At 59.3% G+C, this 13,649-nt stretch carries 14 protein-coding genes; 13 read left to right on the plus strand and 1 reads right to left on the minus strand.

The features are described 5' to 3' along the window. The first annotated feature begins 111 nt into the window (after positions 1 to 111). The 10 genes from JNN07_17875 to JNN07_17920 all read left to right on the plus strand — a co-directional run bounded on the left by JNN07_17875 (position 112) and on the right by JNN07_17920 (position 11,245). Complete coding sequence (locus JNN07_17875; GenBank protein ID MBL9169613.1) at positions 112 to 1,467, plus strand: general secretion pathway protein GspK; 1,356 nt, start codon at positions 112 to 114, stop codon at positions 1,465 to 1,467. Then, entirely contained in the window at positions 1,464 to 2,897 is a 1,434-nt protein-coding gene (locus JNN07_17880) for a hypothetical protein (protein ID MBL9169614.1), read from the plus strand. Before JNN07_17875 ends, JNN07_17880 begins: the two co-directional genes overlap by 4 nt. Further along, on the plus strand, positions 2,894 to 3,427 hold the full coding sequence (locus JNN07_17885; protein ID MBL9169615.1) for a hypothetical protein: 534 nt from the start codon (positions 2,894 to 2,896) through the stop codon (positions 3,425 to 3,427). Before JNN07_17880 ends, JNN07_17885 begins: the two co-directional genes overlap by 4 nt. Continuing rightward, positions 3,424 to 4,128 carry a hypothetical protein gene (locus tag JNN07_17890; GenBank protein MBL9169616.1) on the plus strand — a complete coding sequence of 235 codons (705 nt, stop codon included), beginning with the start codon at positions 3,424 to 3,426 and terminating at the stop codon, positions 4,126 to 4,128. The genes JNN07_17885 and JNN07_17890 overlap by 4 nt, the downstream gene beginning before the upstream one ends. Before the next feature lie 10 nt (positions 4,129 to 4,138). Further along, positions 4,139 to 5,743, plus strand: coding sequence for a hypothetical protein (locus JNN07_17895; protein ID MBL9169617.1), 1,605 nt, complete (start codon positions 4,139 to 4,141; stop codon positions 5,741 to 5,743). A 58-nt stretch (positions 5,744 to 5,801) separates the two neighbouring features. Then, positions 5,802 to 7,016, plus strand: a complete 1,215-nt coding sequence (locus JNN07_17900) for a type II secretion system protein GspD (GenBank protein ID MBL9169618.1) — start codon at positions 5,802 to 5,804, stop codon at positions 7,014 to 7,016. Beyond that, positions 7,013 to 8,554: a HAMP domain-containing histidine kinase gene (locus JNN07_17905; protein MBL9169619.1), complete on the plus strand. Its 1,542-nt coding sequence runs from the start codon at positions 7,013 to 7,015 to the stop codon at positions 8,552 to 8,554. The genes JNN07_17900 and JNN07_17905 overlap by 4 nt, the downstream gene beginning before the upstream one ends. A 5-nt stretch (positions 8,555 to 8,559) precedes the next feature. Then, positions 8,560 to 9,936: a sigma-54-dependent Fis family transcriptional regulator gene (locus JNN07_17910; protein ID MBL9169620.1), complete on the plus strand. Its 1,377-nt coding sequence runs from the start codon at positions 8,560 to 8,562 to the stop codon at positions 9,934 to 9,936. A gap of 737 nt (positions 9,937 to 10,673) precedes the next feature. Further along, on the plus strand, positions 10,674 to 10,862 hold the full coding sequence (locus tag JNN07_17915; protein ID MBL9169621.1) for a hypothetical protein: 189 nt from the start codon (positions 10,674 to 10,676) through the stop codon (positions 10,860 to 10,862). Further along, positions 10,859 to 11,245 carry a type II toxin-antitoxin system death-on-curing family toxin gene (locus JNN07_17920; protein ID MBL9169622.1) on the plus strand — a complete coding sequence of 129 codons (387 nt, stop codon included), beginning with the start codon at positions 10,859 to 10,861 and terminating at the stop codon, positions 11,243 to 11,245. The genes JNN07_17915 and JNN07_17920 overlap by 4 nt, the downstream gene beginning before the upstream one ends. A gap of 61 nt (positions 11,246 to 11,306) precedes the next feature. Here JNN07_17920 and JNN07_17925 read toward each other — a convergent pair whose 3' ends face one another. Then, entirely contained in the window at positions 11,307 to 12,104 is a 798-nt protein-coding gene (locus tag JNN07_17925; GenBank protein MBL9169623.1) for an HAD family phosphatase, read from the minus strand. A gap of 3 nt (positions 12,105 to 12,107) precedes the next feature. Between JNN07_17925 and JNN07_17930 the strand changes: the two genes are divergently transcribed. From JNN07_17930 to JNN07_17940, 3 genes are all read left to right on the plus strand, one after another. Then, the gene (locus JNN07_17930) at positions 12,108 to 12,653 is read left to right on the plus strand and encodes a hypothetical protein (protein MBL9169624.1); all 546 of its coding nucleotides are present in this window, start codon (positions 12,108 to 12,110) and stop codon (positions 12,651 to 12,653) included. Next, positions 12,650 to 12,961, plus strand: coding sequence for a Rieske (2Fe-2S) protein (locus tag JNN07_17935; GenBank protein MBL9169625.1), 312 nt, complete (start codon positions 12,650 to 12,652; stop codon positions 12,959 to 12,961). Before JNN07_17930 ends, JNN07_17935 begins: the two co-directional genes overlap by 4 nt. Positions 12,962 to 13,031: 70 nt before the next feature. Continuing rightward, positions 13,032 to 13,316, plus strand: coding sequence for a hypothetical protein (locus JNN07_17940; protein ID MBL9169626.1), 285 nt, complete (start codon positions 13,032 to 13,034; stop codon positions 13,314 to 13,316). Positions 13,317 to 13,649 lie beyond the last annotated feature (333 nt).

Raw genomic sequence — 13,649 nt, forward strand, 5'->3', positions numbered from 1 at the left:
AAAAGTGATGAGTGACGAGTGACGAGTGACGAGTGACGAGTGACAACTGGCAACTGACAACTGACAACTGACAACTGACAACTGACCCCCGGAACCAAATTCATTCGATCGATGAGAACCCAACCACAACACAAGATTCAGCAGTACGGCCCGGCTGGCGGCAGTGCCCTGATCATTGTGCTTTGGGTTGCCTTTGGATTGGTCAGCATCGCCCTTTATTTTGCCCATTCGATGTCCCTGGAACTACGGGCGGCGGAGAATCGGGTGGCCGGCCTGGCGGCGGATCAGGCGATCGATGGTGCCTCGCGGTATGTGGCTTATTTGGTGTCGAATTTGGAGACCCCGGGTGCGTTGCCGGAGATTCAGAGTTATCGGCGTGAAGGGGTGGCCATCGGGGCCGCCAACTTCTGGTTGATCGGACGGGACGATACGCAGCTCTCGGCGAGCGACCCTTACTTCAGCCTCACGGACGAGAACGGGAAGATCAACCTCAACACCGCCACGCTCGACATGCTTCTCGCGCTGCCGCGGATGACTTCGGGGCTCGCGGCGGCGATTCTCGATTGGCGCGACGCCGACTCCGAGGTCAGCAGCGGAGGCGCTGAGGACGAGACCTACTCACGGCTCACCCCCGCTTACAAATGCAAGAACGCCAAATTCGAATCGATCGAGGAGCTTAGGCTCGTCGCCGGCGCCGACCTGGAGATCTTGCTGGGGGAGGATACGAATCGAAACGGGATATTGGACCCCAACGAGAACGATGGCGACGTGTCGTTGCCGATCGACAATCGGGACGGGAAACTGGATCCCGGCATCCTGGAATATGTCACGGTGTATAGCCGTGAATCGAATCTCAAGGCAGACGGGACGGCCAAGACCAGCATTACCGATGCGAACGCTCTCCTCACTGTGTTGGAGGAAAAGCTCAGCCTGAGCCGGCAGCAGGCGCAGCAAGTGGTCGCGCGCCTGAGCGGAGGTGGCCCGCCGGTCAGCAACCTGTTGGAGTTCTATTCTCGCAGCGGCCTTACGGAAGACCAATTGACGACCCTGGCTCCCGAGCTCTCCTCCACCAATGGGGTCGTGGAGGGGTTAATCAACGTCAACACGGCCAGCGAAGTTGTTTTGACTTGCGTGCCAGGGATTGGAAAGGAAAAGGCGGCGACTTTGATAGCCGAGCGCCAATCGAGTGCCAATAACCGCAACTCGCTCGCGTGGGTCACCAAGGTGCTCTCCACGCCGGCGGACGCGCAGGCGGCCGGTCCTTTCCTCACCGGGCAGTCGTTTCAATACACTGCCGACATCGCCGCAGTGGGGCAGAATCAGCGCGGCTACCGGAGGGCTCGGTTTGTTTTTGATGTCGCGGAAGGCACCAACCGGATTGTCTCGCGGCAGGACCTGAGTGGACTAGGATGGGCGCTGGGTCGGCAGGCGCGGCAGAATTTGCTTTCGGCGAAGGGTATACGATGAGCATGGCATTGAAAAAGAAACGTCCCAACAGTGTGTTGGGACTGACATTTGACGGAGGCCGACTGGAGGGCGTGGTTCTGCGTCGGACCAACGGCAGCGCCGAAGTCGTGAACCGCTTTGCGGTCGACCTCAACTTGAGTCCCCTGAGCGCGGAGCCCGAGCTGGCGGCGCAGGAAATTCGAGGGCATTTGGATAAGGCGGAGGTCCGGGAGCGGAACTGTGTCGTGTGCCTTCCCTTGAGCTGGGCGATGGCCTTGCAGACCCGGCTCCCCGAGCTTCCGGAGGCCGACCTGGTCGAGTTCCTCCAGATCGAGGCGGAACGGGGTTTCTCGGTCAGTCCGGAAGCCATGTCGATTGTGTCGACCCGGTATTCCCTGGGTCCGGGTGAGTCTTACGCCACTCAGGTGATGATTCCCAATGATCCGCTGCTCAAGCTGGAAGCGGTTCTCCGGGGCGCGCGCCTGGTGCCCTTGGCTTTCTCCCTCGGGTTGCCGATTTTGGAGCAGGGTTCGTCCCACTCCACCGAGGGGACGGTTTCGTTGGAGGTGGGGCATGTCACCGTTGGGCTTCAGGTCAACACCCGGCATGGCCTGATGGCTCTCAGGACTCTGGATCAGGTTTTGGAGGATGTGGATGGTCGTCAGCACTTCATTGTTCCAGCTCTCTACCGCGAGTTGCGCATCACCCTGGGCCAGATGCAACCGGAGATCCGGGCGTCGATTCGAAAGCTAAGAGTCTATGGTGCTTCTCCCGCATTGGATACCGCCTATGGCGAGCTAAAGACCCGGGCCTCTGCCCTGGGCTTGGACGTTGAGCGGGTCGCTGCGATCGCGCCGGATGGCGGGGTTAAGCTCCCTCCCCAGACTCCGGCCCAATCGGCTACGGTGCTGGCGGCGAAGTTTTTGAGCGGTTTGGTCATTGCCCCAGACTTTCTGCCCCCGAAGGTGAGCGCTTGGACGCGTCTGACGGCCAAATACTCCGCCAAGAAGCTCGTCTATGCGGCTGGTGCCGTCGTCGTTGGCGCCTTGGTGGTGCTGGGCTTGTTTACGGTTCAGCAGCTGGAGCTGCGGGAGCTGGGAACCCAGTGGAATGCGATGAGCCGGAAGGTTCGCGACCTCGAGGAGATTCAGCAGGACATCAAACGATTTCGTCCCTGGTTTGATGAGTCGGTTCGGAGTCTGAGCATCTTGAAGCGCCTGACCGAAGCGTTTCCTGAAGAGAACACGGTGACCGCCAAGACCTTGGAGATCCGCGATTCCTCCCTGGTGACCTGCACCGGCACGGCGGACTCGCGCCAGGCGCTGTACAAGACTTTGGATCACCTCAGATCCGCACCGCAGGTTTCGGAGATCAAGGTCGACCAGGAGAAAGGGGCATCCCCCGTGCAGTTCTCCTTTAACTTTCAATGGGGAGAAAAGAATCAGCCATGAATCCGGCCCAGCGTCAGAAAATGTTGATGGTCGCCGCCGTGGCGATCGCGGTGGTGTGGCTCGGCGACCGACTGGTGGTCACCCCGCTTACCAAGGCCTGGAAGGAACGCTCCGCCCGCATCCTAGACTTGCGCAAGAAAGTTACCCAGGGTTCAGCCTTGCTCGAGCGCGAGTCCATTATCCGGAAGCGCTGGAGTGGGATGGAAACGAACACCGTCTCCGAGGAGCTGTCGATCGCTGAAAGCCGGGTTCTCAAGTCTTTCGATCGCTGGTCCAAGGACAGTGACCTCAACATCCTTTCCATCAAACCCCAGTGGCGTCGCAACGCCGATGACTACATGACACTGGAGTGCCGGGTAGATGCGTTTGGCGATCTGGGCAAGATTGTTCGATTTCTCTACGAAGTCGAGCAGGCCTCGCTGGCCCTGAAAGTTGATTCCTTCGAGATTTCCCCGCGGGACAACACCGGCAAGCAATTGACCTTGGGGTTGCAAGTGAGTGCACTCCGTCTCCAGACTCAGGAACCATGAAACGCCGTTTTTACCTCCCTTTCCCAGCACGCCGAGCCTGTGGAGCGGCCGTTGCGTTTCAGCTGTTGTTCAGCGGCTTGAGCATGGCCGCCGCAGAAGGCACGGCTTCGGCGAGGATCGAATCGACCAACTCGGCCTCTGAGTCGCTGACTCTCACCAACACTCCAGCTCGCTCCCAGGAGCGCACGTCGGGTCCGGTTCGCCTGGATCACGCCTCGTTCCGCCTCATCTCGGAACGGAACATTTTTAACCCCACTCGATCTTCGCGTGCTTCGAGCGCCAAGGCGGCGTCGGAGCCCCGAAAACCCACCAAGGTGGAGAGCATCGCTCTGGTGGGGACCATGAGCTACGAAAAGGGGGACATGGCCTTCTTTGATGGATCCTCCTCGGAATTCAAGAAGGCGCTGAAGCCGAATGACAGTATTGCGGGCTTTCAGGTTCAGCAGATCTCTTTTAGCCAAGTGAGTTTGGTGCAGGACGGGAAGACCCTTAGTTTGCCCGTGGGAGGGAAATTGCGGCGTCAGGACGACGGGCCTTGGGAAGTGACGGCAGCAGCGGAGCAGGGTTCCTCGGAGGCCAGCGCCTCATCCGGAGGAGCGGGCGCCTCGGAAGGCAGCAGCTCAACGGATGCAGGCGAGAGCGATGTGCTCAAACGATTGTTAAAGAAGCGAGAACAGGAGATGAAAAATGAAAAACAGTAATCCTATGAACATGACCTTTTGTTACCCGAGGCTGCGCGCCGGCGGTGGTTGGGTGGGTTGCTCGCTTCTGGTCCTGGCCGGTTTGATGTCTCACGGCCAGGACGCTCCGGTGGCGCCCGCCTCAGGCCAACCAGCGGCACCCGGTGCCGTGTTGTCTGCCCCGGTCCAGCCGACGACAAAGCCTGATCCTTCAACCTCTGCGGGGGACAAAAAGCTGCGCCTGAATTTTCGCGGCGTTCCTTTGGAGATGGTTCTCAACTACCTGAGTGAGGCCGCCGGTTTCATCATCGTGTTGGAGACCGAACTCCGTGGCAAAGCCGACCTCTGGAGCAACCAGCCGGTGTCTCAGGAGGAGGCGCTCAGCCTGTTGAATGGAATGCTCAGCAAGAACGGCTATGCGGCCATTCGGAACGACCGCGTGTTGACCATCGTGAGCAAGGAAGAGGCAAAGAAGCGTGATATTCCGGTGAAGAGCGGAAATAACCCGGAGCTTATCCCCAAGGACGAGCAAATCGTGACCCAGATTGTGCCGGTGCGCTTCATCAACGCCGTCCAGCTGATTAAAGACCTCCAGCCCCTGCTGCCGGAGAAGGCGACCATGACGGCGAACGAGAGCGGGAACGCCTTGGTGATCACCGACACTCAGATGAACATTCGTCGGTTTACGGAAATCGTCCGAGCCCTGGATACTTCGGTCTCGAGCATTTCTTCCATCAAAGTGTTTCCACTGCGATTCGCCGATGCGAAGCAGTTGGCGACGGTAATCAAAGAACTCTTTCCGGCCACCGATAGCTCGCGCACGGGCGGGGGGAACGCAGGGGGCAACCGGGCTCGGTTCGGGGGCGGCTTCCCTGGCTTCGGCGGCCCAGCCGCTGGCGGGGGGGATGCCGGCGGTGGTGCCACGGGGTCCAACGGGCGTCCGAATGCGTCGCGGGTGGTGGCGACCGCCGATGAGCGCAGCAACTCGTTGGTGGTGGCGGCTCCGGATGACGTGATGCCCTCCGTCGAGGACGTCGTCATGAGTGTTGATGTGTCCGTCGATGATGTGACAGAGCTTCGCGTGTTCCGGCTCAAACATGCGGATCCTTTGGAGATGGCTGAGCTGCTCACCAGTCTCTTTCCCGATGACTCCCGCTCGGGTTCGACGGATCAGAATCGTGGGCCAGTCCGCTTTGGCGGGTTCTTTGGCGCGGGCGGCGGCGGAGCCGGACGAGGGGCGGCGGCCAATACTGACAGCGACAGGATGAAGAAGAAGGGTCAGGTCCTGGCGGTGGCCGATCAGCGGACCAGCTCGGTGGTGGTGACCGCAGCGCGCGAGCTCATGACCCAGATTGCGCAGATGGTCAACGAGCTGGATTCTAGTCCGGCGAAGAAGCAGAAGGTCTTTGTTTACTCGCTCGAAAATGCCGACGTTCAACAGGTGGAGCAGATCCTGCGCGGCATGTTTGAGAAGAACACCACGTCGATGAACCGCAATAACACCACCCAGACCAGTCCGCTCAGCACGCGCAGCAGCAATGGTCAGACCACCGGTGCGGGCACCGGATCCGGCCTAGGCACCGGTGGAGGATTGGGTACAGGCGGTGGTTTGGGCGGCAACCGGGGCGGAAACTAATGGGGTGGGACGGTCTGGATGGAGATTTGGGTGGTTAAGAATTTAGGGAACTAACGATATGCAACGATTTCGAATGACGGGTTGGTTGCTCGCACTGCTCCTCTTGGCGGAGATGAGCACTCTCTCCCTGCTGGGCCAGCAGCGAGGCGGGAATCGCGGTGGGGGTGGATTCGGCGGTGGCGGTTTTGGCGGTGGGGGCGGCGGTGGTTCCACCAGCGCCAGCGGCCGGCAATACTACAACAATGGCATGATCGGTGACGCCATCATCACGGCGGATCCCGAGACCCGCCGCCTGATCGTGATCACCGACGATGAAACCAGCCAGTATATCAGCCAGGTCATCACCAATCTGGACCGGCCTAAGCCTCAGGTGTTGATCAAGGTGGTCTTCATGGAGGTCACGCACAGCAAAGGATCGGACATCGGCATCGAGGGCTCCCTCAGCAAGAAGATCGGCGGATCGACCATCGGCTCCGTCTCCAATCTGTTCGGGCTAACTCCCGGGGTGGGTGGGTCCTTGGCCGCTCCGGCGGGCGGTGGACTGTACCAGGTTCTGGGCAACGACTTCACCGCCACCTTGCGAGCGATCGCTTCCGCCGGAAAAACGGAGGTGCTCTCCCGACCCTCGATCCTGACCCGCAACAGCCAACCGGCCACCATCACGGTCGGCAAAACCCTCCCATTCACCACCAATGTTCGTTTTGACAATAATGGCAACCAGATCAACACCGTGTCCTACCAGGACGTTGGAATCATCCTGCGGGTCACTCCATTCATCACCTCGGATGGCTTGGTTGAGATGATCGTAGCTCCGGAGATTTCCGACATTATCCAACTCGATACTCCCATCAAACTCACCGACAACACCGATGCGTTGGTCATTTCCAAGACCTCTGCCGACACGGTGGTGTTGACTCCAGATGGACAGACGGTGGTGATTGGCGGGTTGATGCAAACCACCAAAGGAAGCGTCGACAGCAAGATTCCGATCCTGGGCGATATCCCCCTGCTGGGCCTGGCCTTTCGGCGTGAACAAAAGAAGGCCGAGAAGAAAGAGCTGCTCATCTTTCTGACTCCGCACATTGTGAAGGAGCCTTCGAACCTGTTGGCGGTCTCCAATGTGGAGAAGAGCCAGGCCACCCTTTCGGGCAAAGCCTTCACTGAGGAGGATCTGAACAAGTTTGTCGACGGCCTTCCGGTCAAGCAGATGGAAGAGGCTGAGAAAGCGGAGAAGGAGAGCAAGAAAGCCAAGCGGGCCAAGGACCGACGGTGAAACCCGGACGAAAAAATCTAATTTACGGTCTGCTAGTTCTTGCCTGGTTGCTGATCCTGGGTTGGCAGGCGGTTGAGCACCACCGGGTGCGGGAGTCGGCTCGAGCGAGTCTGGCGGTGCGCGGCCGGGACATCACCACGACCTTGGGCCTGGTGATTCGATCCCAGCGGCGTTTTGGCAGCATTGTCAGCCAGGAGCGCATCGAACCCGCGCTGAAGGAGTTGATCAAAAACGAGGATGTGGAGTCGGTTCACCTGCTCAACGTCAGCGGTGAGGTGGTCGCCTCGGCCGGTCCCCCGCTCGAATCGGGAACGAAGTCGATCAAGACTCACGCCGGGGAGTATTGGGATGAGCGCAGCGTCACGCTGGTGAATCTGGTGGACTTAGGAACCAATGCCGTGACGGAGGGGGATGGGGGAGTGAATCGGATCATCGTCGTGCCTCGTCGTGAGGCGGGCAGCACCAACACGAACGACCGTCGCGGGGATTGGGGATTTCCTTGGCGGTCTCCCGGATCAGGTTCCAACACTCCGCCCCCGCTCGCGCCGCCTAAAGAAGGGGAGGTGAAGGAGGTTCAAGGGCCGCCGTCGCCCCGCGAGTCACGGGGTCCTTCCGGCCGCCAGTGGTTCGGTCGGCCGCCCTGGATGAATGAGGAGGAATACCGAACCCTGATTTCCAAGCAAGGACTGCATGGATTTGTCGTGGTGATGACGACGCAGTCGGTCCAGGCTGTCTGCGATCAAGATTTCTGGATGCGCATGGTGGTGGCCGTCATGGGCGGGGTTGCCGTCGTGGGGCTCTCGCTGGCGTGGCGCACGATGGTTAAATCGTCGGAGCTACAGTTGCGCCTCCTGAAGGCGAGCGAGATGAACAGCCATCTCAAGGAGATGAACATCGCCGCCGCAGGCTTAGCGCATGAAACGCGCAATCCGCTGAACATCGTTCGGGGACTCGCGCAAATGATTTCCAAACGCGAGGATGCCACCCCCGAGATACGGTCCCGATCCCTGGAAATCACCAACGAGGTGGATCGCGTGACCGTGCAGTTGAACCAGTTTATCAATTATTCAAAACCCCGAGAGGTGAGGGCCACGTCGGTAGATCTTGATGCGGTCATCGATGAGGTGGCCTCGGCCCTGGGATGCGACATGGAGGAGAAACGGGTTCGTTGGTCGCGAACTTCCAGCGGGCTCAAGATCCTGGCCGACGAGCAGATGTTTCGTCAGGCCTTGTTCAATCTGGTGATGAACGCGATTCAAGCGGTCGACGATTCCAAAACCATTGAGATAGTGTCAGGGCGGACGGACTCGGGCGAGGGTTACCTGGAGGTGATCGACAATGGGCCCGGAGTGCCGGCTGGAAACCGGGACGAGATCTTTAAGCCTTACTTTACCACCCGGGCGGACGGCACGGGGCTCGGGTTGGCAGTGGTGCATCAAATCGTGCTCGCGCACGGTTGGGAGATTCAGTGTCTTCCGAACGAGCCGCACGGCGCCCGTTTTCGGATCAATCATATCAAGCTGGTCACGTTGCCTTAGCTGTCATGTCCTCGAACACTCTTCCCACCTCCCCGGAGTCATGCCAGGTGCTGATCGTGGATGATGATCCGGGCCAGCGAAGCCTGCTCGAGTCCTTTCTGAAGGGGCACGGCTTTTTGATCACCACCGCCGCCTCCGGCGAGGAAGCCATTGATTTGCTCAAGCGAAAGGAATTCTCCCTCATGGTTTCCGATGTTCGAATGCCAGGGATCAGCGGTCTGGAGGCCCTGCGTTTGGCTCGGGAAATCAATGCCAGTTTGCCCATCCTGCTGGTGACCGCTTTTGCTGACATTCGGGAAGCCGTTAGCGCGATGCGCGACGGCGCTGTGAATTATCTCAGCAAACCCATCGATCTCGACGAGTTGCTGAACTCGGTTCAACGGGCCACCGGATTGCAGATTCCTCCGGCGCGTCTCGCCTCAGACCGTCAACTGCCTGCCAGCGTGGTAGCGCGGAGCTCGGTCATGCAGGCCGTGTTTCGAGACGCCTCGCTGATCGCCTCCTCCGAGAGCCGGATTCTTATTACGGGCGAGAGTGGTGTCGGCAAGGAGGTGTTGGCTGATGTCATTCACGGATGGAGCCATCGCGCCGAAGGGCCGCTGATCAAAGTGAACTGTGCGGCGATCCCGGAGAACCTATTGGAGAGCGAGCTGTTCGGACATGAGCGCGGCGCCTTTACCGGTGCCACCGCTCAGCGGATCGGACGCTTTGAAGGGGCGCGCGGCGGGACGATCTTCCTGGATGAAATTGCGGAGATGTCGCCCCAGCTTCAGGCGAAGCTGCTTCGAGTGACTCAGGACGGGCGATTTCAGCGGGTGGGGTCCAATCAGGATGTGCTGACGAATGCGCGCATTTTGGCCGCGACCAATCGGAATCTGGAGGAAGAGGTCAAAAAGGGCCGATTCCGGGAAGATCTCTACTACCGCTTGAATGTGGTGGAGCTGTGCATCCCGGCGTTGCGTGAGCGAACGGAAGACATCGTTCCCTTGGCCTCCTTGTTCCTCGAGCAGTTTGCTCAGGGGCGATCCCGCCTGTCGCCGGCTGCGGCGGAGTGTCTGCAGCGTTACGGGTGGCCGGGTAATGTGCGTGAGTTGCGCAATGCGATGGAGAGAGCCTCGCTGCTGTCGGGAGGAGAACTGATTCTGCCGGACCATCTTCCCACCAAAGTGAGGGAGAGCAAAGCGACGTCAGTGCTCCCGGAGTCGGCCGTTCCACCGCGATTGGAGGATATCGAGTTGCAGGCCATCCACCAAGCGCTCTGCAAGTTTCATTTCAATCGAACCGAGACCGCTAAGGCTTTGGGTATCAGTCGGCGCTCGCTCATCTACAAGCTGCACCATTTGCGCGAGCAGGGTTATCAGGTCGACGGGCCGGGTAATTAAACACCGACGATCGCGTTTCAACCTGAAAGCGGCAGTTTTTTGAAACCGCGGATTTCCCGGATGACACGGATGGAAAAGCATTGGTGGCGTCCGCGGCCGACATTGTCCGGTTCCAGGTGGGATGAGCCGGGAATCACCTCCGGGGGGGGGCTCGAAAGCGGTAGAGGGCTCTAAGCATTGCCCACCAGTTCAGAGTGCTTCGGACCCTATCCCAAGGGGATTCCGCCTCAAAGCCAGGGTTGCGAGGAACGAGCTACCCTGGAAAAATGTCCCCACTTCCACAACCCCCATCGCGGGTTGCGCTCGGTATCACTCGAAGACCCACCGCGTTCTGTCCGTAGGGCGGGGCTCCTTACCAACTCGATGAACGTACGTTCATCGAGTTGGTAAGGGCTTGGTCTGCTGACCTAATACAGCGTTCTGTGCTGCTGCCCGATTCGGCTTGCCGCACTCGGGTTCGGACCTTAGGATGTGACTTTGCCGCAATGAGTTGTACATTAAGTTATCGATCGAGAAGGGGCATAGATTTGATTTATGGGGCTGTTTTTCGCTTGTAAGCCGAGGAGGCCAGCGTTGTGTCTGGGGTCTTCTGTCGTGGTTGGACCACGGGAAGCGACGCGACAGTCATTTACACCTAGACACCTGCAGGAGGTTCACGCCCGCTGCCATTACAGGCCGAAGGAACCATCCGCAGAACCTGCTTCCGCTTAGCCAGACAGTGAGGTATACTAAAAACTATGACCGCACGCGTCGTCATCGAACAAATCAAAGCGCTTCCCCCGGAGGAGCAAGCCAAGGTCATCGACTTCCTTGAAGAGGTGAAGGCTCTGCAAGCCGTGCGCACGATGAAGCCGGAGACTTTCGAGGAGTCGAGCAAGCGCGTGTTCGACCGCCATGCCGAACTGATGCAGAAGCTCAGCCGATGAGCGACCCGGTCTTCCTCACGATCGAGCAGATCAAGATCCTCCATCGCCTATCTTTGGAACGTCACGGAGGGCAGGAGGGGGTGCGAGATCCGGCCACGTTGGAGAGTGCGACGATGCATCCTTGCAACGTGTGGCTCTATGGACAGGGAGATTTTTTCGATATTGCGGCCGCTTACGCGTTCCACATCGCCGAAGCTCAGGCGTTCGTCGACGGAAACAAGCGAACGGGAATGGGTGCCGCATTAGTGTTCCTGGAAGGCAACGGGTTCCCGGTGCCGGCAGCAACCGAGGAACTCTATCAAGCGATGATCGCCATTGCAGAACGTCGGATGGGCAAGGCGGGTTTGGCCGACATACTCAGGAAACTCTGCGGTGCTCCTTAAGAATCCGTGGTTTCCATCCACCTCTCTGCGCTCTTCCCGTCTCTGCGGTGCTCTTTCACCCTCAGGTCGCTGGTCGAGATGGTCCGCTCCTGAGGTAGTGCTCCAAAGCTTGTGCCACGCCATGGCCCCAGGGCTCGGTGGCTAGGAATCCGCCCGTGGTCTTCATGAGCGCCTGCACCTCCGGGATCGCGTTCGCGGGAGCGGCCATCATTCCGGCATGGTTGCCGTTGAGCATCGGTAGATCGTTGAGATGGTCGCCGGCCGCAAAGATGCGCTCTCGGCTCACCCCCAGCTGACGTGCGACTTCCGCCACCACGGTCCCTTTGTCATACTTGATGTGACTAAATCGCGCGTAGATGTCGTTGCGGACGACGGTCAGGTTCGGAACGGAGCGGCAGTAGTCCTCCAGGTGCTTCATGATGGCGTCCGCTTCCTGATTATTGGCGGCGATCATGCACAGGGGCGAAAAGGCATCTTCGTACAGAGTGGCCTCGTGTCGAGCATGCACCCATTCCATGAGGCCGGCAACATCGGGACGAACTCGTTCGAAGAGCAGGGCGTGATCCTGGGTGCAGGCATCGTTCCACGGCTTGCAAGGGTGGTAGTCATGACCCTCCCGGATGTAGATCTCCCGCTCGACGAGGCCGAGGTAGTCGGGCCAGATCGACAGCCGGGCTCTCGCCAGCGACTCCATGAGGCTGGAGAGGTCGCGTCCGGTGTTGATAATCCACTTGGCGCCCTGGCGCTGTAGCTCGGCAATCTGCTGTTCCAGGTCCTTGGGAACGGGTGGGTTTTCAAACTCCGCGTGGAGCGTTCCGTCGAAATCCGTCGAGATGAGTTGAATGGCTAATGATGACATCGCTTGCGTCGTCGCAACATTCGTGGCATACCCGGCATTGTCAAAGGCAATTTCGTGACTTCCCAAGACCAATACGACGACGCGATGTTCGACTACAGCACCGGTGACTACGATCAAGCGATCGCCAAGTTCACCCGGTTGCTCGAGTTGGAGCCCGCCAATTTCGACGCGCAGTGTGCGCTGTCGATGTGTTTCTATCGCAAGGAGGATTACCTCCGGGCAATTGAGGAGGGAAAGAAAGCTGAGGTCATGCGTCCCAAGGAGCAGTTGGTGCACACCAACTTGTCCCTGTTTTATATGAAGGCCGGGGACAAGAAGACGGCCGAACATCATGGGTTGCAAGCCCGGGTCGCTTCGTGGCGCGACAACATGGCACCCCCTGGCGAGAAACCCTCGGAGGATCCCGATCTGGCCATGGCCCAGCCCAAGCCGCCGCCGATCAAGCTACCTTCTAAGCTCGCCGACGCACCGTGGAAGAAGAAGCCATCCTTGGCCTCCGGTGATGCGGCTCCTTCAAGTTCGAGCGGCCCCAGCCAGTCCCCCTCATGAGCCGGTTCGTGGAAGTGGCGGATGTGAGCAGTTTGCCTCCCGGAAAGTGCCGCACGGTGGTTGCCCTGGGCCGTGAATTGGCGGTGGGAAATGTCGGAGGGCAATTCTTTGCGGTGGACGATGCCTGCCCGCACGCCGGTGCCTCGTTGGGCGCAGGCATCCTGCAAGGCGAATTTCTCGTATGTCCACTGCATCAGTGGAAGTTCAAGCCCTGCGAGGGCGCCTGTGTGAGCCAGCCAGCTGGCCGCATCGCTCGCTACGCCACTCGGGTGGTGGATGGGCATCTTGAAGTGGAACTGCCGAGTTGACCCTGGCGTGGTGTGACTCGGGCGGGATGGTTCCGGAACTACGGTCGAACCTTTTGAAACGGTCTTTTTTATGAAATCGGCATATGAATTAGCAATGGAACGGCTCAACAAGGTCAGCCCGACGGTGAAGCTGAGCGAGAAGCAAAAGCAGGAGCTGGCGGACCTCGACTCGGAGTATCTCGCCAAGATCGCCGATCGCGAAATCTTTCTCAAAGGCGCGATGCAGAAAGCCCTCGAAAAGGGTGACATGGCCGAGATGGAAGAGCTGCAGAAACAGGTGGCGAACCAAAAGAAAACCTACCAGGCCGAGCTTGAGGAAAAGAAGGAGCAGGTCCGGAAGCGTTCGGGAAAATAGACCTGCAGCCCAGTAAGACAGGGAGAAGGTGTTGCCCACGGAACACGCGGAACACACGGAGGGGACGACAAAGGACGGGACGTCGGGTGCGAAAGGAACCCGAGTTCCTCACACGAAGCTCACGAAGGGCGGGAGGGAATTGGGAAGGAACCGGATTGCACATTGCTCATTTCACATTGCACATTTTTCATTGGGGTCCGAGAACCCGTAGGGTTCACAAACATTAGCCGGGCGATCGCCGATCCCCGGAAGCTGGTCCCCAATTAAACGCACCCCGCAGGGCGTGCCAGCTTCGGAAGAAGGGCAGTAAATTCATGGAGATTCTCCATTCAA

The organism is Verrucomicrobiales bacterium (assembly GCA_016793885.1).
Lineage (GTDB): Bacteria > Verrucomicrobiota > Verrucomicrobiia > Limisphaerales > UBA11320 > UBA11320.